9 protein-coding genes are annotated in these 26472 nt (G+C 34.3%); all 9 read right to left on the reverse strand.

Going from position 1 to position 26472, the window contains the following annotated elements; genetic code table 11:
* Positions 1-137: 137 nt before the first annotated feature.
* The 9 genes from VFM92_RS02660 to VFM92_RS02700 all read right to left on the reverse strand — a co-directional run bounded on the left by VFM92_RS02660 (position 138) and on the right by VFM92_RS02700 (position 26323).
* Positions 138-536, reverse strand: a complete 399-nt coding sequence (locus VFM92_RS02660) for a hypothetical protein (protein ID WP_325120648.1) — start codon at positions 534-536, stop codon at positions 138-140.
* Positions 526-1044 carry a hypothetical protein gene (locus tag VFM92_RS02665; RefSeq protein ID WP_325120649.1) on the reverse strand — a complete coding sequence of 173 codons (519 nt, stop codon included), beginning with the start codon at positions 1042-1044 and terminating at the stop codon, positions 526-528. The genes VFM92_RS02660 and VFM92_RS02665 overlap by 11 nt, the downstream gene beginning before the upstream one ends.
* 157 nt (positions 1045-1201) lie before the next feature.
* Positions 1202-2926, reverse strand: a complete 1725-nt coding sequence (locus VFM92_RS02670; protein WP_325120650.1) for a hypothetical protein — start codon at positions 2924-2926, stop codon at positions 1202-1204.
* Positions 2910-4349 (reverse strand): OmpA family protein, encoded by a 1440-nt coding sequence (locus VFM92_RS02675; RefSeq protein WP_325120651.1) that lies wholly within the window; start codon positions 4347-4349, stop codon positions 2910-2912. The genes VFM92_RS02670 and VFM92_RS02675 overlap by 17 nt, the downstream gene beginning before the upstream one ends.
* Positions 4350-4427: 78 nt before the next feature.
* Positions 4428-9980: an FG-GAP-like repeat-containing protein gene (locus VFM92_RS02680; RefSeq protein WP_325120652.1), complete on the reverse strand. Its 5553-nt coding sequence runs from the start codon at positions 9978-9980 to the stop codon at positions 4428-4430.
* Entirely contained in the window at positions 9977-18808 is an 8832-nt protein-coding gene (locus tag VFM92_RS02685; protein ID WP_325120653.1) for a T9SS type A sorting domain-containing protein, read from the reverse strand. The genes VFM92_RS02680 and VFM92_RS02685 overlap by 4 nt, the downstream gene beginning before the upstream one ends.
* The gene (locus tag VFM92_RS02690; protein ID WP_325120654.1) at positions 18809-20794 is read right to left on the reverse strand and encodes a hypothetical protein; all 1986 of its coding nucleotides are present in this window, start codon (positions 20792-20794) and stop codon (positions 18809-18811) included.
* Positions 20791-25476 carry a hypothetical protein gene (locus VFM92_RS02695; protein WP_325120655.1) on the reverse strand — a complete coding sequence of 1562 codons (4686 nt, stop codon included), beginning with the start codon at positions 25474-25476 and terminating at the stop codon, positions 20791-20793. The genes VFM92_RS02690 and VFM92_RS02695 overlap by 4 nt, the downstream gene beginning before the upstream one ends.
* A 577-nt stretch (positions 25477-26053) precedes the next feature.
* Positions 26054-26323: a hypothetical protein gene (locus VFM92_RS02700; RefSeq protein WP_325120656.1), complete on the reverse strand. Its 270-nt coding sequence runs from the start codon at positions 26321-26323 to the stop codon at positions 26054-26056.
* Between the last annotated feature and the right edge of the window lie 149 nt (positions 26324-26472).

Raw genomic sequence — 26472 nt, forward strand, 5'->3', positions numbered from 1 at the left:
AAGAACAGACTGGTTTGGTTTTGAGCTTTTTTAATGGGTTTCATGCATCAATATTTGCAAGGTTTCTGTCAGGAAAATACGAAAACTTGCAAAAAAATCAAAGCTTTTTATTAATTAAATAATTGATAATCAATGTATTAATTAGTTTTTAAGGGTCGACCAATTAGAATAGGATATGCTTTTAAAAACCCAGGTTTCAACCAACTATTATTGGGACCTAATGGAGTTTCTTCGATCGGTATAAAATCAATTAAAATGTCCTGATAAGAATATCTAAACATTACTTTTTCAGAAGGAGCTGGATAGATCTTTTTACTCGCTAATTTTTCCCTTAGCTCCTCCATTTGTGAGTATGTGCTTACTTGCACTGAAATATCAATATCTTTGGTTGGCCGTGGCTGTTCGGCACCTTCGTCTGTTACATATAAACTTACAACAGCACCACCTACATAAACTACATCCTTATTTAACTCTTCTAACGAAAAGGCAACCTTTTCAACAACGTTTAAATTGATAGTTTGACTTTTAAGCATCATCCATTCTTTCCTTTAACATTTCAAAAGCAAGGTTTTGTTCTCTTACTTTACCAATTCTGATTGCATCCGTTAAGGCCATAAGCTCGTAATATTTTTCATCATTTATGCAAGCTTCTGGTGTATTTGGGTGTAGTGGCTCAATTGTTTGTCCTCTAACCTTTCCTTTTCCGTAAGGCCAAACAAAATTTTCTTCAGTCATAAACTCATTTTTTAACGGTAAAGCTGAAATAGCTGTATATATACCTCTTGTCAGAGCCCCAGGTTGTTGGGGATATACATAGCGAATGCCCGATTTCAAAAAATCTAGTAGCGCCAGTTTTTTTAATGTCCTTTTATCACTACTTATCAACCCTCCAATTACTGACCTATTTATACTTTCACTTATTTCACTAGCACTAATCTTTAATTCTTGTGCTAGGTCTTTCATTAGCCACTTTTCTCTTCGCTTACTAGCAATTTTTAGCAGTATCGCAATATCATGAGGGCGCATTCCACTGTGTTTTTTCATACTATGATTTTTTTCTGTGTATAAATGTACAAAATATATTCGTAATTCGCGATTCGCGAATTACGAATATATGTTAGTCACAGGAAAAACTAAGCATCTAAACTGAAGGCAAAATATTCACATATACGAGCTGCTCATCTCGCACCTACATTCTCCTTCAAAATTGATAACTATAAGTCAACGTTCCATTATATACTGCACTTATCGTTCCTTCAGAAACTTCATTTCCTGCACTTTTTCGATTAATAAAAGCATTGGTAAAACTAAAGTTATGCTTTTCTTTCAGACTATAAGTTGCACTTAATCGGCAATTGATGATTGTAGTTTGTAATTGGCTGTTGCTATAACTATTATTAAAAGCCAAGGATAGGCTTAGCCGAAGCTGTTTTTCGAATAATGATTTGCTGGCTGAAAAAACTGGACCAACTGTAAGATTCTGCATATCTAATGCTTCTTGTAAACTTACATTCATAGAAGCAGAAAGATTAAGTTCCAGCGGTTTCCACTGATTTACATAACCAAAATTTCCATTGTAAAAGGTAGAGCCAGAATTTTGCGTCTCACCACCCTGCTCATCTATAGTTTGTTGTGCCGATAAATTGGCCGTTAAGGCAGTAGATTTGTCTTCCGTTGACTTTAAGATGTAGTTGGCATTGAAATTCAAGTTCTGAGAAATTTGTGTGAAATTTAAGGTATCGGATGGCTGCACCAGTGGGTTCGGATTATTGATATCTTCAAATTGAGACCGAATGTTCGTATAAGTTTGAAAATTAGAATAGCTAGAACTTAAATTTAATTTCTCGGAAGCGGTATAATTCAAATTTAAAGCACCTACCCAACGCGTCATTTGATTCATCTTTTGACCATTGAGATTATCCCTTTGTAAACCTACATTACTGCTGATGCTTAATTTATTTTCAAATAGTTGCGTAGCACCGTTGACTGTGATGTTTTCCAGATCATTATTGAAATAGTAAGCCCCATGGGTTTTATATTCTGGATCGACTCGTTCATATCCTAAACCAATTGTAAACCCCTTTCCGCCATAATTTAGATTAGACTTAAAGGCATGGTAGTAGGAAGTAGATAATCGATGCGTAAAGAACACATTATTTTTAGGGAAAGGGGCAAAAACTTCTCGATTGATAGCATCCGAGGCTAGATTTCTACTGAGTGCAGACTGGGCATATTCAAAAGACAAGGCGAATTGACTGAACAATGTAGTACTTCCATTTAAACTTACCACCATATTTTCTTCGGGTAGCACCTCTGAATCTTGAGGTACATAATCAATAGAGTTAGAATCGTCTTTTGACTTGAATAAAATCAGATTCAGTTGATACCCATCTCCACTGTATCCTACTTTTGTGCCATATCCAAATCGTCTATACATCGGATCATTTCCTGCGACAGTGTCTGCAGCAATCGATTTTTGCAACCTGCCAGCCATAGCGCTCACGCTCCACGGCCCATCAGGTCGTAATTCTATACCACCTCCCAAAAACAAATGACCACTTAAAGTATAGGGACTGAAACTCATGCTGGTATAACCTGCATGAAGTGTAATCCATTTATAAGTTGGACTTACTCCATATTGATTAAAGGGCTGTTGGAAACCAAATTGTTGATTGGAGAAATTGAAAGTCAGCGGAATACTTAAGCCATAGATAGAGAAATTTAAATTTCCATTGAGATAATAATTGTATGGATCTCGCCTATTTTCCCCTCCAAAAGAACTATTAAACAGTTGAGAAACAGAAACTCCACCATTTACTTTTATAGCTTCTCCCTTACCTATCTGAGAAAGGTCTTGCCCCTTCAATTTGAATATTGAAAGTGACAGAACTAAAAATGCGATATAGTATTTAATCTTTAGTGGCATAAATCAGAAATTCTACCCTTCTGTTTTTAGCTCTATTTTCTTCATTATTATTTTTAACCAAAGGCTCTGTAGCTCCCTTTCCTTCATAATTCAATCTTTCAATGGCTATACCGATACTTTCAAGATAGACCTGAACTCCTTTTGCTCGTTCTTCAGAAATTTTCTGATTGGCTTCTTCTGTCCCTACATTATCGGTATGTCCAATGACTCTAAGTTGTAATGCAGGATTAGCCTGCATCATTACCGCTATATCGTCTAGATAAGATTTTGCTTCTTCGTTTAAATTGGTCTCGTTAAATCCGTAATTGAAATTTTTGCGGAGTTCGAAGGAGAAATCTCGATTAACAGAAGTTCTATATTCCTTCTCAATTACATTTACTGGTTTATCTTGATAATCCACTTCTTCAAAGTTTCGGGTGCTACCAATAGAATAATCTTCCTCAACAAGTTTTTCTTTTTTACTAAATGCCAATCGCTTGAAAATGCTGACAGAAAATTCAGTTGAAGCCATCTGAGCTTCATTTTCTAAATGTAAATCGATTGCAAAACCCATCGAAAAATTATTTTGGGCAATTTGAGTACCTATACTCATTCTATCGCCCGCAAAATAGCGTGCAAAAACATCAAAACTACCTGCTGTAAAAGGGTCAAAAGAACTATTATCTTTTATTCTATAAGACCATCTCGGACCAGCACCCCAAAAAATTTCATTCAAACTTTTAGTGCTTAGGGCTTCTGCAAAAAAAGAATGACGACTATTCTGAAAAAATTGAAATCCTCCCAGCCCTGAAAATCGAAAAGGAACTTTTTCCTCTTCACTAATAAAACTTCTCTCTGGTTGATTCAAATTAAAAATGGAAAATCCTAAATAGTTTCGTCTTAAACCTTCTGAGTTAACATCATACCACATCAACCCTACTGCACCAGAAAACCAGGTCAGCTGCTGTCGTTCAATATTTTCGCCTAAACCTGCTGTTTGATCAAACCCTTGGTTATTCACCCATTGACTTCCCGTAGTGAAATTCGAAGAATTAAATCCAGATTGATTAGCGCTAAATTCTATTCCTATTGCGAAAAAATTATTTGGAAGTACCTCACTGTTATAAGCAAATCCTGGTTTTATGCTATAAAATGAATAAGGCATCCCTTCAGAAACTTTGTCGCTATTTGCTATCAAACTAAATCCACCCCATCTTTTTCCTTTCGACTGATTAATAAGCGCATACTGAAATTGGAGCTGAGTACTATTAATGCTCATTCCACTATTGTAGCGTTGTATTCTATGAATAGCATTAACTCCAATTAAATTCCGAGAAGCTGAAGCTGCAGGGTTTAGCGCAATTTCTCCCAAGCCATAATTTGAAAACTGAGTATTCTGGGCATTAAGTGAAAAGCTGATTAAAAAAACTAATATCAGTTTCAAACAAATTATTGTGCAAAAATTTTTCGTGAAGAGCTTTCTGAAATTTGAAAGTAGATTTATATTAAAGTTCTTCATCCGCTATCTCATTAAATTAATTAAACCCGAATTCTTTCCCTTAAAACTCAAGGTCCTTTCATCAAAATATTGACCTTTAATACTCCACACATACACTCCCGATTCAACTGGATTTCCGTTGTAATTTCCATCCCAACCCACCTTGTAGACCTCTTCCACGGAGTTAGTACTGTATATAACTTGACCATTTCTAGTGAAAACTTTAAATTCAATTTCTTTTATTCCTGCTCCATAGACTTTAAAGAAATCATTTTGCCCATCGTTGTTAGGTGTGAAAAGATTTGGAATAAATAATTGATTCTCCACGAATACTGTCATTTCTTTTTCTGAGCGACAACCTAAAGAATCTGTGACCTCCACTAAATAGGTCGTAGTTCGTACTGGACTGGCAAGTGGATTTGAAATGGAAGCATCAGATAATCCACGAGCAGGTATCCATTGGTAAAAATCACCGCCTAATGCTTGGAGTTGGATTTGATCTCCTGCTCCTATGGTAGTATCAGAAGTTAGAATTATTTCAGGTGGAACTTGAACATATACTGTTACTTCCGCAGTATCTGCTTTACAATCCCCTGCCCAGGTAATTAATTGGTAAGTTGTGTTTTCTGCCGGATTTGCAATCGGGTTTGCAACGCTTGGGCTACTCAAGGATTCAGCCGGACTCCATTGGTATTGATAATTAAAACTACTCCCTTCCGCAGTTGGTAATCCGCCCAATTCAGTGTAATCACCCAAACAAATCGTTCTATCTCCACCAGTATTTAAAACAACAGGTTTATCTAAGGCAACAAAAACAGAATCCTCATAAAAGCAACCTTCATTATTTTTTGCAAAAAGGTAAAACCATGTATGTTCTGTAGGATTAGCGATTGGATTTTTAATTGCAGCATCAGATAGAAATTCAGCTGGGCTCCATTCTAAAGTCCAACTTTCATTGATGCCCGAAGGAGTCAATTGTACTTCTGCATCCTCACAAATTAGTATTGAATCTCCTGCATCAAATATTGGTAATGGAATATTCGTAATTTTGATGGTATCGGAAAAAATACAAGATGAAGCATTCCATTGTTCAGCCCACCAGATAACATTTTGATTAACATTTACATTTAAGATGGCTGAAGTATCCAATAGCTGTACTCCTAAATTATTAAACCAATTAATTGAATCAGCAGGATTATCAATTTCTAGCTGAACAGGATTTCCTTCACAAATTTGGATATCTGGTCCCAGAGAAAATTCAGGTAAAGTATTCGGATGGATAATTACTGTATCATAATTGATGCATTTTTTTTCATCCATCGCTGTTAGAAAAATGGTATCTGATACCGCCATAAAATATGAAATTTCATTAACATTCTCAGCAATCAAGCCTAATAAGGATGACTCCCATTTCATGAAATCATAAGTTTCAGTGTTTTTAATCACTAACTCCTTCCCTTTACATGCCTCTAAGATTTCTGGCAAATCAAGCTGAGGTAATTCATTTACCGTTAATTCAAGTTCATCAAAAGAAGTGCATCCCAGAGAATCAAAAGTTTCTATTGAAATTGTAAGACTAGATTCGGCATCAAACTCTATTTCACTAGTATGAATTTCTAACAAAGAATTATCAAAATACCAATTGATGCTATCTTGCAAATTTTCAATGGTTAAATTAACCAACTCTCCTTTACAAATTTCGAAATCCTCACCTAGAGAATATTGAATTGGTTCATTTGCGGTTATCACGATGGAATCATAAACGATACAGCCATTAGAATTATACACCTCTGACCAAACAGTGTCTGTTTGGTTTGCAACATACTCTAAAAACCAATTATCTGCTCTCAGTTGGCCTGCAGAGCTTGAGTACCAATTTACTTCTTCAAAACCTGTTCCTGTTGTCAATAATATTTCACTGCCTTGACAAAGTATGGTGTCTGAGCCGATATCGTATTCAGGTAAATCAAGTTTTTCTATAATTATGGTATCAGTATTAAAGCAACCAAAATTATCACTGGCCACTACTCTAATAGTATCGGTTTCACTTACATACCAATTTAAACTGGTAGATTGAGATTGTAAATTCCCTTGAATCGCACTTTCCCATTCAATATAATCCCAATTTCCTTGATTGAGTTTTATCTCTATAGAATCACCTTCACAAATTTGTAAATCTTCTCCTAAATCTACTATTGGGAGCGGGCGCGTATTTATGACTACTGTATCCTCTACTGTACAATTGCTATCATTTGTTTTACTTATAAATAAAGTATCCGTTTGATTATATATTCTACTTAGACTATTGATATTTTCGGCCAGAAAACCTTCATTGGCCGAGTGCCAGTACACTTCTTTGAAGTCTCCGTTAATTGACCATTTAAATTGAGATTGTTCACAGATGGTAGTATCTATTTTAGATACTTGAATGGGTAGCTCCAATTTCTTAATAATGACTGAATCCAATACGGAGCAATTATTCTCATTAATTATTTCGGCAATTAAAGTATCCGATTGATTAAGTAGAAATGAGATAGAATCAACATCTGAATAAAGCAAACCGTTTTGACTGCTAAACCAGTTCACGGTATGATCTGGTAAATTCAACTTGAATTCGACCACTTCATTTTCACATTTTTCAATTTTTCCTGGAAGTTGCTTTAAAGGTAATTCATTGACCAACAACTTCAGAGAGTCGTAAGAAATACAGCCAAGGTAATTTATTGTTTCAATAGAAATAGAACCACTATTTTCTGCCTCAAATTGCAAATTATCCCCATGGTAGTTCACTAAAGAATCTCCCAAATACCAATTAATACTGTCCGTCAAATTTTGTACTGAAATCGAAACTAAATCGCCAAAGCACTGCGTTAAATCTTTCCCTAAATCATATTTCTTCGGTTCTACTGATTTAACCACTAAAGTATCGAAAGCAACACATCCATTAGAGTTGATTACTTCTGACCAGATAGTATCGCTATCATTAGCTACAAATTCTAAAAACTGACTATCTCTTTTTAATATTCCAGTAGAAGTTGAATACCAGTTTACAATATCAAACTCCTCCTCGACTGACAGAAGAATTTCAGATCCTTTGCAAACTACAGTATCAGAACCAATATCATATTGCGGCAAATCAAGCTTCCGGATGATGAGTGTGTCATAATTTATACAACCAAAATTATCTGTAGCCATTACATTAATGGTATCTGTTTCATCAACAAACCAATTAAATTGAGAAGTATTAGTGTTCAAAATTCCTGATTTTGCGCTTTCCCATTGAATTGAACTCCAGTTCCCCTCATTAAGACTTATGTCGACTGAATCACCTATGCATACTTGTAAATCTTCCCCTAAATCAACAGTCGGAAGAGGCCGTGTATTAATAACCACGGTATCTTCAACAGTACAATTATTCGTATTTGTTTTACTAATAAATAAAGTATCAGTTTGATTATAGATTGCACTAAAAGTATTGATATTTTCTGCAACTAGGCCATCATTTGCTGAATGCCACTGCACTTCTTTAAAATCACCGACAATCGACCACTCGAGTTCAGACTTTTCACAAATAGTGGTGTCAATTTTACTTACTTGAGTGGGTAAATCAAATTTTTCGATGATAACAGAATCTAATATGGAGCAATTATTTTCATTTATGATTTCGGCAATTAATGTATCTGAACTATTTACCTGGAAAGAAATGGAATCTTGATCGGCAAACATTAATCCACTTTCAGCACTATACCAATTCACTATTTGTCCTGGTAATCCTATCCCAAACTCAACAGTTTCTTGTTCACACTTCTGAATTTTATTGGGTAAAAATTCAGAAGGCAAATCCAACATCTTAATAAAAACTGTATCACTAACTGTGCATCCAAATGGCTTATTTACCTCCGCAATAATAGTATCGCTTTGCAAAACTATATAATCAAAATTATTACTATCAGCCAGGAGAAGTCCATCCGTTTTTGAATACCAATTCACCACATCATCTTCAGTGCCGATTGATAAATTGACAATATCTAATTTGCACTTTTCTAAATCAGGACCTAAATCTGGTTTATAACAACTCGAAAAGCTTTCCTCAGCTGCAAATGCTGAGACATTTCCAGCATTATCAATAGCTTGAACAGACCAAAAATATTCCCCTTCTTCCAATGAAGTTAGTATTTCTAAAGTATTAGAGATTCGGTTTATTCTATTGGAGAGTAATTGATTTACAGATAAGCCTGAAACAGGAGAAATGATATCCGTTTTGCCAGGGGCTGTTCCCACATATACATTGTAATGAATAGTATTTGAAGAGGTTAAATCATCGGAACTAACATTCCATTCAAGCTTTACAGAATCTCCAATGGAGATAGAGCTCAGCCCATTGGGAATCTCCGGAGTAGTATTATTCGTAATATTTTCATTCAGATATAGGGATTGAACTATGGAACTTGCAGGATCTATATCTGTAAAACCGCTGTAGGTAAAATCGGAGGCGCCATCATTGTTTAAATCTGAAACAGTGATTCCTCCATTAGCTAGAGTTCCAACCGATACGCCACTATTAGCAAAATTTGCATTACCATCATTGACATACAAACTGCCTTCGTATTGACTTCCTGATGATAGCCCGAAAAGTAAAATATCTCTATCTCCATCATTATCAGAATCGATGCTTTGAGAAACAACAGATGAAAGTGCTGGTAATGAAATATTCAAATCAGCAAAGTTGCCATCATTGTACTCCATTAATTTTACAAATGGTTCAAAAAATCCATCTCTTCCAAAAATGAATAACTCTAAATTGCCATTTTGATTAAAATCAGTAATCTCTATATTTTTGATCAGTAGGTTATTGAGGATACTATTATTACTTTCTCTTAAGGCTTTACCGAATTCATTATAGAATAGTATTGTCCTGAAATTGCCAATACTTGTCTCGCCCGAAATTACAATATCATCGTATCCATCTTTATCAAAATCAACTACTGCCCAGCTTCCGTTAAATACTTGTGGAAATTGAAGAGTACTCTTGGTGAAATCATCTCCACTATTAGTCCATAATTCTGTAATAATATCATTATTTGCATCCTGACCTGAAATCAAAATATCTACTTTCCCATTCTGATTGAAATCAATCGCGGATAAAGAAGCATTTTTTATGGCAGGAAGGTTGCTGCTTTTAATATTAAAATTACTTCCATTATTTTCAAGTAAAATTGTGGAAGGTTGGTTGTTCAAATCCCTTCCTGTATAAAGAATATCGACCCGATTATCGTTATTAAAATCATCTAATAAAAATCGACTGCTTTTCAATGCAGCTACTGGTAAACCAACAGCAGAAAAAGTATTATTACCTTTATTTTGATAAACGTCAAATATAGCCATACCCCTCTCATCATTTCCAGAAATGATGATATCTATATTTCCATCACTATTATAATCTAACCAGTCTATCTGAGCATTTCCAAGAGCAGGTATTCCTGAACCATCAACTTTTTGAAAGGATTGACTAAAAGCAGAATGGGATTTTCCGCAAATACCACACAACAGAAAAATTATCAGAATTGAGTGCCTCATCTAACAATAAATTTTTCTGTTTTCACTAATTTTCCAGATTTTACCACTACAAGATAAACCCCTGGTTTAAGACTTCCATCTTTAATTTCAAAGGCGAAGTTTTTAGCTTTTCTAGCTTTAAAATCATTGATGAATATTCCTTTATTGGAATCATAAATAGTGACCTCAACATCTGTCAGTTGATTTGCTTCTACGTTTAGTCGGAATTTCCCAAAATTAGGATTAGGATAAATATTAATATCGAAATCAATATCCTTATCTACTATTGACCTTTGAGCTTGCTTTTCTTCTGCTACTTCCCTGGAAATCACCTCGACTGCTTTTCTAGTGTAATCTTGACAGAGACCAGTAAATGCATGCATTCCTAGCTCAAAATCACCTTCTTCGGTAAAAATAATTTCTTGATAAAAGTCATTTTGATTAACAACATAAACATCCGGATTATCTAAATTATCCCATCGAATAGAATCAGGAATCGGCCAACTGATATCGACAATTACAACTGTATCTCCAACTACTGCTTCCGAAGTCAATAGAAAATCTGCTGACAGTAAATTTTCATCTTTTACTATTTCAAAATTCACTACATCAGTACATCCAAATTCTGTACTTACTTCTAAAGTGTAATTCCCTTCGGCAGAAATTTCAACCTCTCTTTCATCACTACTAAATCCATTATCAGATTTCCAATTATAAGTTTTCCAAGCACCTGGATCTAGAATTAAACTGGAACCTCCACATAGAAAGACCTCACTTGGAATATTATCAACTGTAATATTTGAAGGCTCATTCAAAGAAAACTCAAATTCCCTGAAGCAGTTATTTTCATCTCTTAAAATAACTTTATGCATTCCTGCCAGTAAATCGTTACGTTCAGTTGCTATCAATCCGTCCTCCCATTCTACCTGCACATTACCATTTCCACCGCTCGCTAATATTTTTGCGTAACCACTCGCTTCCTGATAACATAAAGGGTCTTTTTTCTCCAAATTAGTTACTATAATTCCATAAGGTTGATTCAAAGTTATATCTCTAGAATATTTACATCCTTTACTATCCGAGATTTGAACATTAAAAGTGCCTGCAGAAATATTATCTAGTATTGAACCAGTTTCGCCTGTTCCCCATTCAATTAAATATGGTGCATTTCCACCTTGAACTGAAATTTCTATTCTGCCATCATTTGCTCCATCACAAATTGGCTCATATGTCTCAAAATTTATAGATATTGGATCAGGCTGAGTTATTCGATAGTCAAAATTAGCAGCACAATTATTTTCATCTGAAATTGACACTGAATATAAACCTGGTGACAAGTTCGTTCGCTCGTTTCCCTGATATCCATCTGACCAATTATAAGTATAATTTCCAGTTCCTCCAGTAGCTTCTAAAAAGATAAATCCATCATTAGCATTGAAACAAGTGACATTTTTCACACTATCTTCTTTGATGCGAATAGGTTCTGGTTCTCCTAATAAAAATTGCTGAAATAATGAACAATTATTCTGGTCTGTGATTTCCAAATTATATATTCCTGCACCCAGATTAGACCGATTTTTAGTGGAATTCCCATCTTCCCATTTGAACTTATATGGACTGTTTCCACCCTCGATATTAACAGAGATTGAGCCATTCCGGCTACCATTACAGGTAGGCTCTGATAAAATTTTGCTTGTAACCTCTAAAGGATGAGGATCATAAACAGAGATTGTATCAGTGAAACTACAGTTATTATTATCCAGAATACTAAAAATGTAATCTCCAGCTTCAATATTCCTTAAAACTGATCCTATCTGACCATTAGACCATTGAATTAATGGATTATCAACTCCGCTAATTATATTAAGTGATATTAGTGCATTTTGATCGCCTAGACATTTAGGTGGAATTACTTCATAATTATAAATAATTTCATCTTTTGCTGGTATCACAATTTCAAATATGCTTGAACAATTATTTGCATCCGAAACCAATACATTATAAATGCCTTTTTCAAGGTCGTTTCTAGTTAAATTAGTGATTCCGTCAGGCCACTCAACAGAATAATTACCAACTCCTCCGGAAAAACTTAAATTTGCATAACCAGTTTTTTCACCAATGCAAACTGGTGGCTGTACATTTTGAATCACAGATAAGGGCTTAGGGGCATTTAATGTAAACTCACTTTCAATACTACAGTAATCACCATCCAATACTTTAACATTATAAATACCAGACCTGAGACCTGATATGGTTTTACTTGTTTCACCATTTGACCATTCGTATTCATAATTTCCACTGCCGCCTCTTACATTTACAGTAATTTGACCATCTTCGCTGTTTGCACATTTTGGAGGTACACTTTCAAAATTCAGTATTGCTAATGGCGGTCTTACTCCTAGAGAATAATCCAGTCGGTGAGTACAGCTGCTTGAATCAGTGATCAGTACAGAATAGTCACCTGGAAATAATCCTGTTGCTGTTGAAGTTTTTTGATTATTAGGATCATCCCATTTAAATTGATAAGGTGGGTTTCCATTTAAGCCTTCTACAGAAATACTTCCATCTGGAGCATTCACACAGCTTGCTGGTTTATCAGAAATAATTCTAGCAGAAAGGTTTGTATTAATATTTTCAAGTGTGAATTTTAAAGTATCGGTCAAACAGCCTTGAAAATTTTCGCCCACAACCCAATAGTTTTCTGGAGCTAAATTATTTGCTATTGATTGATTTAAGTCTTCATTATGAGACCAATAATACTTTTGAATATTATCTGTTGCAGTAACTTTAATTGTACCATTATCTTTTCCACATAATGGATTGATTAGTTCAGTTTCATTTAAACTTGGTCTTGGTGCTGAGTTAAGTTCGATTGGTATCTCTTTATAACAGCCTTCCTCATTCCTTAAAATGGCAGTATAAGTTCCCGAAGATAAATTTGACCGGACAGAAGCATTAAATGGAAAATCTAGCCATGAACTGGTGAAATCAAACGGATTGTTAAGTAAATTTAATTCTATTGAACCATCATCATTCAAGCAGGATGGATTTGAAATTTCCAATTCATAATCAGGAAAAACAGTTTCGTCATCATATAAAGTAATTTGCTTTGATTCGATACATCCTACGCTGTCTTCTACAGTTACACTATATTGCCCAGCAGCTAAGTTTTCCAGCTTACTACCCATTAAACTATCAGTTTCCCATTCAATTTTGTACGGAGAAATGCCTCCCAAAATATCTATCTCAATACTTCCATTGCTATTTCCGCATGATGGAAGTTTAATTGTAGGATTAATCTCTAAATCAGAAGTGGTTGGAACTTTGAATTCGTAATCTGTTGAACAACCTAAACTATCACGTACTGTAACTTCATAAAAAATTCCACCTAAAAAACCGGTAGCTGAATTCTTATCTATCGGGTTAATATTTTCTGGCCAATCAATAATATATCCACTAGTTGCTCCTTCAATTGATAATTCAACAAAACCGTTGTCAATACCACAATCCGTATAGGTTGCATTTTCAAGACTTACATTAATTCCTTCACTTGGCTGAATGTTAATCACCGTGTCTTGCCGGCATCCGAGTGCATCAATAACTTTTATGGAATAGTTTCCAGCAGCCAAACTATCTCGGCTTAAACCTTCAGTGGAATTATAAACAGTGTTATTCCAATAAATTTCAAATGGCTCTACTGCATTTTCAACTTTAATACTAGCTTTTCCATTATCAAGGCCGCAAGAAGTAGGTGAATGTGAAAAAAGTTCAATTTCGATATCTGTAACTTCTGAAAGAAATATATCACGGTCTGCTGTACAGCCATTTTTATCGGTAATTTCTACAGAGTATTGGCCAGATTCTAAGCCATTAAAACTTACGATTTGATTATTAGAGTTTTTCCAAATTGTATCATATGGCTCAACTCCTCCAGTTATGTCTACAGACAATATTCCATTTGATTTACCACATGAGGCATTCTGAACGATAAATGGTTCTATTACTAGTGGACTAGGATTATTTATATTAATTATTAGGGTATCTGAAATGCAACTATCTTTTTCTGCTACAATTTGGTATTGTCCTGAGGTTAGCCCGGAAAAAATTGTACCATTCTTAGCATTCATATCTAAGGTATCAGCAATCCCAAAAAGCGTGTATTTCATATCTAAATATTCCCCTTGCACAAAAATTTCACCATTATTATCGTTATAGCAGGAGACATCATTCTTCTCTATGAGATTTAAAGCTGGCTTGGAAAAACTCACTTCGAAACTTCTACTCACTTCACAGCCTAAAGAATCCTTAAACCTTAAAACATGAGAACCAGCGGTTAATGGCTCTGAAATGTAAAAATCACCATCACCTTCAGCAGATATATCTTTCCATTCTTGCTGATCCAACTGAAAGCTATACTTATTTAATCCCCAACCACCCTGTACTTTTGGTTGAATTAAGATCTTTCCCGAATCATTGCAGTTGTAATCTGATACTTTGAGATCAGAAATCAATAACTTTTCATTTGCTTGATTTATTTCTACATCATAGATTTTTTTGGAACATTGAATGTCGTCATACATGACGTGAACCTGATACCGACCTGCGGATAAGGAATCAATTTCATGACGAGTTTCATTAAGAATTCTTTCCTGCCCTTTGTACCATTCGTAAGAGAAATTGAAAATATTCAAATCCTTCCCATAAGATGGTTCTAATGTTATTTTACCGTCACTCCCACCAGTACAGGTGATAAATTTTGTAGTGATATTTACAGTTACTGAATCAGTTTTAGGAATATCCATCGTTCTTTCTATACCACAATTGCTGCTATCTTTCAGCAAAATTGTATATGGCTTTCCTCCTGCTAGTCCCTGAAATTCATAATAGAATTTATTGGTAGCTGAATTTTCTTCTTTTTCTGATAACACCCAGGATTGACCATCATCGATAGAGAGTTGATGGTCTCCATCTCCACCGCTGCTCTCTATTTTGATGATAGCATCATTGGTATTTGTACAAGTAGAGGGTTGATAATTTATAGAGTTGAAAACCAAGGAATCAGAGCGCTCCTCCAATGTAATTTCTTCCTTAATACTACAATTAGCTGCATCAATTAAGGTAACTTCATATTTACCAGCATATAAATTTTCAAAAGTGTAGGAATTGCTAATCTGATACTCATTTACCTCTTCAATTAGTGAACCCAACTCATTTTTAAGAATGAATTTGTAGCCATTATTTCCATTAAATTGGCTCCTCCCTCCTTCTGCCCGTACTAGAATACTTCCAGAATTATCACCAACACATATTGGAGGTTCAGTTGAATGCTCAGCTAAATCTATGCTAGATATATTTTCAATTTCGAATTCTCCACTTGCTACACAACCGTTTGCATCCTCTACTTCTACATAATACAAACCTACAGAATCTTCTAATACAAGTTGACCCGTAGTTTCTTGTAATATGATATTCCCATTTTGGCCTCTTCTCTTAAATAGAATTTTGTAATTAGTTTCAGCAAACGGAACGCCTCCAGCTGGAATAACAGTTAGCGTTCCATCATGACCATTAAAACAAGTGGGCTTAGTCATGTCTACACCAAAAGAAACTTCATTTTCAGGATCTGTTAATGTATAGGCTGAAAATTCTCTTTCCCTTTCATAATTTATAATATTTCCCTCCTGATCCTGTTTATCTCTTACTATAAATTTATAAGTTCCAGCAGGCACTTCGGGAAAAAAGATATTTTGACTAGCTGAATCTATTCTTAAGGTTCGCCCACTTGAATCATCTATATCAATTAATTCTACGGTATGCGGATAAATACCACCAGAAGTATTCACAAATATTGTATCAGAACCATTGGCACATGCTATTTCATAACCATTGTAAGAATTAGTGTGTTCTGTTAACTTAATTGGGGCGGGTGCTTTGAGTTGAAAGGTAGTGTCTTTGGTACAACCAAGAGCATCAGAAATTGATACTCTATAATCAACATCTGCTTTCAAACCATCAAAAAAATAAAAATCTACATCTTTCTTTATAGTTGCTGAGGTTAAATCTCCATTTTCAAAAAGTGCTATCTCATATCCAAAATCGCTTTCATTTTGAACTGCTCCATTAGCAATAATCTTGAATTTTCCATCAGCCGCGTTAGCATAGCTAACATGATAAGAAGTATCATTAATATCGAAAAGCTCAACACTTTCTGAATCTGATAAATCTAACCCAGCTGAAGCCTGATGAATCGTAAAACTAAAATCTTGGAACTGGCAATCGTTTGTATCTAACCCTTGAATTTTATAACTAGCTAAAGAGTCCCCAACAGCATTAACATTCTCAATTCGTAATTTTCCATTTATAACCTCAAAGTTTGAACTATCTATTTCTTTACCATTTCTTAATATAGAAAATGAAGCTGAATCTCCTGCTGCATCAACTAAATCTAAGGTTACAGTAGTTACATCGTTAAAACATTTTAGATAAACTTTATCATTATAGTTTTCTATATTTTCTCCAAATTTTAAATTTGTTAGAGTTGGTTGAATTTGAGTCTCAAAACTTATGGTATCAGATTCTATTGTACAAGTTCCATCACTCAAAATAAGTTTGTAACTATAGCCTTTCTGAATCTCTTCATCTGGAAAAACAATAGTTTCAGTTAATGAAAAATTAGAATCCTCATCTATCAAAAAATCATTTACATCTGGAATTTCAACAATTGATTCATCTTCAATTCTTAGAACATCACAGCTGATATTTGGAGTATTGGCATTTTCGATTGAAAACTGGAATTCTCCCGAAGAATTATAGCAGAGCGGATTTATAATATTCTCTGAAACAAATTGAAAAGGTGACTCTGGCTGACCAACAGTGAAATTGTCAATATCAAATTGTTTATCGCATGATTCAGAATCAGCAAAAACAACCGAAGTGATAGAGTCAAATGCTGAAAGGCTATCTATTGTTAGACCATTAAAAGTATATCGCTCATGGTTCTTATCAATTATCTCTGCATTGATAGTTGCTTCAATAATCGAATATTCGGGAATTCCTCCAGTCACAATGAAAGATACAGAACCATCATCCCCATCTCTACAAACTGGAGGTTCTGACTCAATGTCATTCGTATCCAATTCAATCTCATCTGGTTCTGTTATTCTTATTGGATCTGAAACAATAACATTATCAGCTGTCCAGAGAACACAATTGAAATATTTAACCCTCACTTGATAATCTCCAGCGGGCAAATTTATAAATTCAACCTCCTTATTATTAATTTCTTCGATGTTCTCAATAACTTGGTAAGAATCTCCTCCCTCTATCCTTTCTAATCTATATGCTAAAAGGCCCCCTAAAGCATCTTGAGCTTTTGTTCTTATGGAAGCGGTACTGTTTCCTCTACATTTAATATGGAAGTCAGTACCATCTTCCAGTTCAGAGCTAGGTTGTTCTGTAAATGAAAATGAATGACTTTCTACAATAGCTGTATCACTTTTTAATACAGCTTCAGTATCCCATTCGCATATAGAGTTTTTGCCTATGAAGTAATATTCCCCTTCTCCCACCGAGTGGGAAAATTCACCTTCAAGATTGCCCGCTTCATAAATTAGAGAATCTTGATTATATAATCGGTAGTCAAAGCGTGAACTTACATCACCTTCCCTCACCATTTGAAATCGAATTGTCACACTGTCATCAGGGCAGTTAAGTTCAATTTTCTCCGTGTCTATATTGCGGGAAATAGAGTCCACTGGAGGGGATTCAATATTAAAACTCTCCAATACAAAACAAGGATATTCAATTTCTGCACTATCTTTCAATATGAGGGGTTCCATTGTTAAATTGTAAGAACCAGGAATAAGGTCAATCTTTACATCTTCAAAAATGCTATCTCTAGGAATATATTCTTTGAACGTAATTGAATTATCTAAAATGAAATAATTTGCGGTATCAGAGTTTACTTGAAAAGAGATAGTATCACCATCTGGTTTAAATAACCCGATGATAACAGATGAAAAATTTGCATTTGTTAAGCTAACCTTAACACTAGGTTCTTCTCCTTTGCATTCTGGTTGATTAACTGGTTCAAATTCAAATTTAGGTATTTGGTAAAAATCAATTAGAAAATCCTCACTATTTGTCGTAGTTATACAACTACTAAATCTACTTTCACTTACAATCGTAACTTTTTTATGTAAATCTGTATAGTCAATTTCGAATGTACCGGCATCTAGTTGGTTTTCATCCCAATTTTTTATAATTACTTCTTCGCCCGTATCATCTAAATAATAAAGTCTTGTTTCTACCAAATAACCAGATGGAGCTACCCCCTTTTCTTCACTCACAATTATTTGTTCAGTTTCTGAACATACAGAAGAAACATTGTCAGGTTCATCATTGAAAGTCCAAGAGCTTAATGGAGGAGTTTCTTCTGAGTTACCTGTTATACTAACAGAAATTTGACCTGATTCTGATATAGGTGATGTAACATTTATACAATTAGATTCATTACTACCAGTTGGGTCGGCTATGTTATTAGAGGCCACAGTTACACGTAATGAGTTTTCATGGGAAGTCCAAATCACACCCACAAAGGTAATATCCGTTCCAGTTTTTGACCTTGAACCATCACTAAATTCTCCTCCAGAAACAGTCCATTGGTAATTCAAACCACATCCTTCAGGTCCAGAAAAAACATAAGCAACATAAAGTTCTTCAGAGTTTAAGCAAGCCAAAGTATCTCCCCTTATTATATTATTAGGATTAGTAGCTATCTGCCTACCTTCTACAAAATAAGAAAAGAAGAGTAAGAATACTATTACAATATTTGCATTAAGAAATCTCATCTAAATACAGATAATTTTTAATTGTTCTTTTTTAATATTTTTCCTTTCGATTAGAAGCTCTCCTTCACGAATACTAGCTTCCTTAATCAGATTATAGGTATCATTTATTTTATAATAGACTTTTACTTTTTGCGCTTCATAATTACTATTCTTTTCCCATAGCACACTTACATAGTCTTCACCTTCAAATATTTCATACTTAAATTCCTCTTCACTTTTAATTTTTACATAAAATGAGTAAGGTTTTGATACACCCTCATTACCTGAAGAATCAATTGCGACCAATCTGTAAAAATTTTTTCCTCCTTTTTCTACAATGTCCGTTAATTGATTTTGGGAGGGATTTATCTGCTTAACTAATTTATATAGATCGTCCTCTAGTTTTCGATAAAGCAAATAACTTTCGATATCACTACTTGAGCTTTTTACAAAATCAATGGTCAACGTATCTCCTTGCTGCGTTACATTTCTAATTTGAGGTGGAGTGGGTGGAACAATGTCAGGTAATTTTACTTTAAATCTTTTAGATAATGCCGAAGCATTCCCATTTTTATCAAATGCTACCAAATAGTAATATCTCTCATTGTTGATAAAGGATAAATTCTCTTTTAAAATTACAGTCGTATCTAAACTTTGTTCACTGTAAATTAAAGATGGCTCCGCATTTCTTTTAATACTTTTATAGATTCGATATCCTGCTATATCTTCATCAGTATTGGCATACCAACTAAGCTTGACTACACTATCTTCAACTTCATAATTGAAAAAAGCTGGTATAGCTGGAGGAATACTATCAATATTTTGAAAGAGAAAAGGCATAGAGTATTTCACATTTTCTCCTGCGGTAATCCCAACTCTGTAATAATTAATTTCATTTGGTGACGTATCACTTAAGTAGGAATTCTTAAATAAACTATCTAGTTCAACTAATTCATACCTACCTTCAGATTTATATGATTTCTCCAAAAAAGCTTTATCAATAAATTCAGAAGCTCCGTTAGCGGACCAATAGATTGCATTGGAATTATTCTCGTTAAATTCAACAGAATCAATTTTTGGTATTGGAACTTCATAAGATTTCATTTTTACAATTGAAAAGGTATCAGAAGGAATACTTAATTGTCCAAATACGTTTTTGCCTAAAATTCTGTAAAATGCCTTTCCTTCATATCTAGTGGTATCTATAAAACTGTTAAATAAATTACTTTTAGTTGGTCCAGATTCAAAGTTGATTGTGGGGAGGGAATTTATATTATCAAAATCTTTTCCTGTGAAAGATCTTTGTATTGAATAACTAGAAAATATATTGAGATACGGTCCATTTAACCATTTAAGTACTACAAAATCATCTTTTTGAACTACAGACTCAACTTTAGGTGCTGGTAAACTCGAATAATCTTCAGGACCATAATAAATTGCAGCAGTATCAGCTTGCATAATGCTGTCAGGAACATTTACATAAATTCTGTATAAATAACGCTCGTTTTTAGATACTTTATGGTCTTCCACATAAAGACCTAAGAAATCAGCTACCTCTAATGATTGATCTGCAGCAAAAAGCGAAAAGGAGAACCTAGACTGATCCTCTTTCGATTTATTGACGATGGAAAAAATATCCTCTTGTGCATTTGTGACACCTATACTCTCTCCATAAACAGATTGGGCTGCAATAGCTGCGTAGTCGCTTCGGTTCACTAATTCCTCCCACTCGTCTAAAGGCTTAGGTCTCACTTTGTTTGCCAAAATTTCTTTTTTCAGCGGTGGAGTTAATAGCTCTCCATCTTTTTGATAATAATATTTGACAACACTATAACCATACTTATTTGCTGCAAACCACAACTTTGCCGATTCTGGTGCCCACCTGAGCATCATTATATTTTGCGTAGAATCATATCTAGCAGTAATTCCCAAACTTGGTAAATCCTGGCTCTGCCCAATTTGAACCATTATTAAACTAAATGCCAATATGATTTTAAGCTTTTTCATTCTACCTGACCAACATTACTATAAAAGCTTAAATCAAAATCACTAAGTCCGGTTCTGCCACCGGGTAGCACATATTTAAAATTTGTACCATAAAGTCCTTTTCTGATAATTGGAAAAACAGAATTCAGTAAATTCTGTACCCGATCAGGTTTAGACTTATTCCTATAATATGAAGATGCTTTGTTTCGTAATTCTGCATATTGTTTCTCTACGTAATCAGCAGCTATATACTTAATACTAAAATCGTTTGCTTGCTGGTATAAAGATTGGCTAAATTCTTCTTCCTGATTCAGATTGATATAATTGTCATTTTGATTAAAATAAAAGGCTTCAACAGGTGGGACACCATAAATTTTTGACTCAGTATTCGTTACTTGTCCGTTTTCAAAATATGGATACCCTTCATACAAAAGCGGACCTAGGTGATTTTGGTACCAATTATTATCTGTAAAAGCAGCTTCTAATTGAATTAAAGGAGGAATATTATGAGTTCCGTTTATTTCAAAGTGATCGAACTGTTCCTTTCCATTTGAAATATCCATAGTGAGCATGTGAACTCCTTCGCGAATTGTTTGCCGTGTACCAGAACGAATCTTATAATCCTCAGAAAAAAGCTTTTCTTCTAATGAATTATACTTACTTGTTCTTATGTAAAATGAATATATTTCTTCTTCAGCTAAAGCTTCTATACTTCCTTCGGCTTCCATTGTTTGAATTTCAAGATCGATATTTTGTCCATCTGGAGTCTGATTTAAAGTGTTTCTTACCGTTTCAACATTACTGTCCGCCAACGCATTTTCCTGACTTGGTACTCTTAGCAATTGGAAATGATATATCTTATCATTTGATAGCTGAGGAATATCAAAACTCACTTCTCCAAGATCTTCATTGTATGTAAAATCTGTTTTTACTGAATCACCATTTTCTGCTGTAAAGCTAGCTTTCAAATCCCATCTACCTTCCTTTTCAAAAGGTCTGATTAAACCTAAATCATTTAATTTTATATAGCCTTTTTGAGATTCAGCTTGATAAAAATTGGTCATCCCCTCAATAGGATAGGAATATTCAACCATATCTTTAGGTATATAATCGGGTTGTAATCCTGTCGTGAATTTATATTTTAAATTCTCCGTAACTACATCATTATCTTCTTCATAAGTAGTCCATATGCCATTTTTATATTCTTCAAAATGAATTTCAACCTCCAATTCCAACTCTGCTTCGGACGGTAATACTCTAACGGGATCTAACACGAAAACTTTTTTCTCCTCATTGAATGAAATATCAGCTTCAAGGGAATTATTACCATCTTTTAGTCTAAAATAATCTAATTTAACCCTGTATGAGATTGGATTACCGTCTAGGTCTGATAATTCAAATTCCTTCTCAACAGGTATATTAAAAACTGCTTGTGGAGTAGTAAAAACATCTACTTCATCTGTTTCATCTTCGGGAGTCAGTTCCGCAATAATATTGATATCTTCCAATGGACTTCCCTCAGAATTTAATTCACATTCTTCCCCAATTTCTAACTCAAAATCAAAACTGCCTTCAACTAATCCATTCAGAACGCTAAAAGTGCCAGAAGCGTCCCCTCTTAACCAGAAGGGATTTGGACCCTTTATTTGCATTAAAGCTGCTAATTCCCCATAAAAAATCTCAACTCGTTTATTTATAAATTTCAAATTTATATCCATGCCAATTGTTGCTAACAAACCTACATAAGCTTGTCCTTGAGCATACCAACCATTGATCCCAACCAGATCATTTTGATTTCCACAACTTGCATTGAATTTTGACATATTAATGTCAAATCCAGCTGTTGCTGCAAACCTTCCATAAAAAATAGCGAGATGCTTTTTTTCACCCGTCTCAAGATTAAAATTTGCACCAAATGCAAAACCTCTATTAGAACTGAATCCAGCCAAATTCCGACCCTCAGCTCTTATTTCCTCATTTCTTATTCTTTGTTCATCTGTTAAAATATCTAGAACTAATTGGGGTGGCGGGGGAATTCCAGGTATATCATCACCAATCATAAAGTAGCTGTTGGCCTTAGCTAGACCTAAAAATTGCAACCCAATAGGATTCGAGGGCTTTCCAATATGGATATACCAATAATTTGGTTCAAAATGAATAATCGATCTACCAGCAAGATAATTTGGATTACTTCCTGTTATTACTCCACCAGCAGCATTGATATAAACGTCAATAATTCCATGAAAACTTTTATTACTGTTATCAAAGAGCAACTTAACATCTCCTCTAAAAGCTGAGCTAGGTTTCGACCTAATAGCCTCTTGGCTTGCTACCTGCGATGCCGCTTCTTTCACTATATCTAAATCAGAAATAAATTCCTGAGTCATCATTTCAACACTCCCGTCAAAAGATATTTGATTTACTCCACCCCTCTGATTAAATGAAATTCCAAATTCAGCTTTTCCATTTGCAGTGCTTTCTGCATTTTGAATACTGAAAATAACAGAGGCTTTCAACCCCAAATAAACTGAGTTATCGGGGATATAAACTATTCCTGAATTAGACCTACTCAAATCATTTCCAATATTTTCATTCAAGCCTTGCTGTCGCATGTGATAATAGGCACCACCACCAAAACCATTAAGCGCAAATGGAGACACAACTGGAAAACCATTTTTCCATTCAACAAATGCATCTACATACCAATATCTAAAACCATCAACTGCGCCAAACAAGGCTGTAGCTTGAACCTCAACAGCCTTATCGCTGGAACCAAAGTTGGCTAGGACTGAACCACGAAATCCGTCTCCATAAGTGTTATCCCCTTCATAAAATTTTAAGTTGCCTTTAAAGGAAAAACCATTTCGGGTTACATCAATTGCTATTCCTCTTAAATCCAGCTCATCATACTCATATCTTATTTCATTCTCTATACTACTTTGTTTAGCCCATATAGCAAGCGAAGATTTTGCACCAAAACCATTATCATTTGCATTTACGAGGTTAACATTCATATCAACCAGTATTCCTACTCTATTTTGATCTGGTTCTGTCTGAATGGCTACTTTTTCAATTCCTATTGAAAAACCGCCTGCTTTATTATTTTGTGAATTTTGCTCAAACCCAAAGTATTGCGCATCAATAAAAGGGGCTTCTGTTTGCAATACCAAAGATTGAAATAACAAACCATTGACTTCTGCACCATTCTTTCCCGAATCATTGGTTGGTTTAACATCCATGTTACCATGTAAGACGGCTCTTGGTTTGAACATACCATCAATAACTTTTAATTCAATTAACGAATTTGAAGCTAGGTTTAGATCTGCCTTGAAAACATCAAATTCAGCTGTGCTTTGCAATCGTGCAATCAAATCATAATTACCATTTTCTGTAAATGTTCCAGAATACAAAAGGGGATCTTCTGTTTCTAAAGAAGGAACCTCAATTTGCCCATTAATATTTCCAGCGCTTAATTCATTTCTGATAATTTCTAGATTTATGTTATTAACAGACATTTTCCATGAATCTGCATTACCCTCATTTATCCCTAAAATATTTTGGGCATTAATTATACCTGTCAACCCTAATTCATCAATTATGAGATTATTGGCAGAAAAAGAAGTCCTTCCCGATTGATTTCTTTTATTGTAAGCTTCAGGCATGGTGATAACCAATTCCCGTAAATAAAACCCTCTCCAATTAGTGTTGCCTTCTTCTAAAAAAAGAGGAGAACTATAATCAGGCGGAAACACTATACTGCTTAAATTTCGACTATCTGAAAAATCAAATACGGCTTCAGTAACTTCAAATGACCAATCTTTTAAATTGGCCATTTGAAATTTAGGTAAATCTACAGCTACTATAATATCGTTCCAATCTGAAACCTTTGTAGTAAACCTTGAGGTAACTCTATCATCCGAAAGACTACCATCTGCGTTTTCCTTTACTATAAATTTTTTAGAAAATGTAACTCCCGCATCAATTGAAAGCTCCCTAAATCCATAGCAATCAAACTCAGCATAGGTATTACCAGGATTAACCGGGTCACCTCCGAATAAAGTAAATAAGATATTTTGACTTTCTTCGTCTCCAGAAAAGGTAATATTATTGTTTCCTAAGAGCTCAACTCTTCCTAATCCTTTTATCCCACCATCAACCGAAAACTCAATATCTCTTCCCATAAAAGTCAGTCGTCTTTCAGAAGGCAGTTCAATAACTAAATAGGCATCGATATAAGCCTTTTCATTAGTTAAGCTAATCTGATTAAAAACTACAGTATAAGATAAACCACCAATCGACTTCTGAACACCAACTGGGAGTTGAAAAGATTGACCTAAAGTCAAGTAATCAACAAATCTATTATTTTCATTTACCTCTGCGAATAATGCATTTGCACGATTTATATGAAAGTCAACAGAATCCGGATTTATAGAGGACTCATATGAAATGGAAGCATAATTCATCAAGTCTTTCGGAGAGGAGGAAACGCTTAATTCATCATTAAATGTTCTGTAGCTATTAACGTCATGATGTTTAAAAGATCCTCTATCTACATTATTATTGATATAAGTATTATTATCAACAAAATTTGAATCGGAACTATAAAAATTTAATTTCTTAAGATTAGTAGAATCTTCACCATAAACAGAGTTTATGGTGAAGATGGGGTTAAAGTGTAATAGTAGGAGTACTATAAAAGACAACGACTTAGGGTTTTGGGTTTTGGTAGAAATAAAATTTCTTAAAACTAAATTACTTTAGTATTTGGTTTAAAAGTATGTGACATTTTTAACAAATGCAAAAAATTAAACAATATTTTTATATAAAATCCAATAATACATAATCTAACGGGTAATAATTTATTTAATAAAACAGGCTTAAAATACATTTTTAAGTACATTAATCAAGTTTTCATCAATTTCCTTACATTTCAAGAAATCTTTGATTTATACTATTCTACATTAAACAAAAATGACGTCAAAATCATAATTATTAAATCATCGAAATATTTCGCTAAATCATTGTCCGTTAAAAGCAATAATCAAATTCAACAAAATATTCTAAAATTATTCGATAAGAAGGGACAGAGATAAAATATGGGTATAAAAAATCCCTCAGGGAGTAAACTTGTCATACAGTACAAAAAAAGTACGATGAATGCAAGCAATGATTTTTCAGCTGAAAATCATATTTAGCAAGTAAGCACAGACTTTCTATTTGAGACATGTTTGAGTATATAGTGTTAGCGGTTCGGGGCTACATTATATTGATTTACTTAATTTAGTCAGCATTAATTTGCCTACCTTCTTTCTTAACCTTGCTATCTAACCCCATTCCTACCATTATCCCAATACCTAGTCCGATAGGTAAACCAAGAGACACTAATCCCATATTATCTATGATTTTACCGTAGAATATACCTAGAGGCAATCCGAAAACGGCCATCCCTAGAGCCATCCATAGATATGTATAATAATTTTTTGGAATCAATCGGAGTTCTTTTCTAACTAATCTAAGAATTTGCGTTTGTTCTTTATTTAGTAGCTTCATTAAGCTTTTATCGGATCAATCTGAAAATCTGGGGAGAAGTATTTTTCAAGCATATATTTTAGAGAGTCTGTAAAGGAAAAAGGATACGTTTTTCACACCTCTGAATTGGGAGCGAAAAGCTTTTATCTTGGCATTGAATGATTCAGCTG

This window comes from Marivirga sp. (assembly GCF_035704835.1).
In the GTDB taxonomy this organism is placed as follows: Bacteria; Bacteroidota; Bacteroidia; order Cytophagales; family Cyclobacteriaceae; genus Marivirga.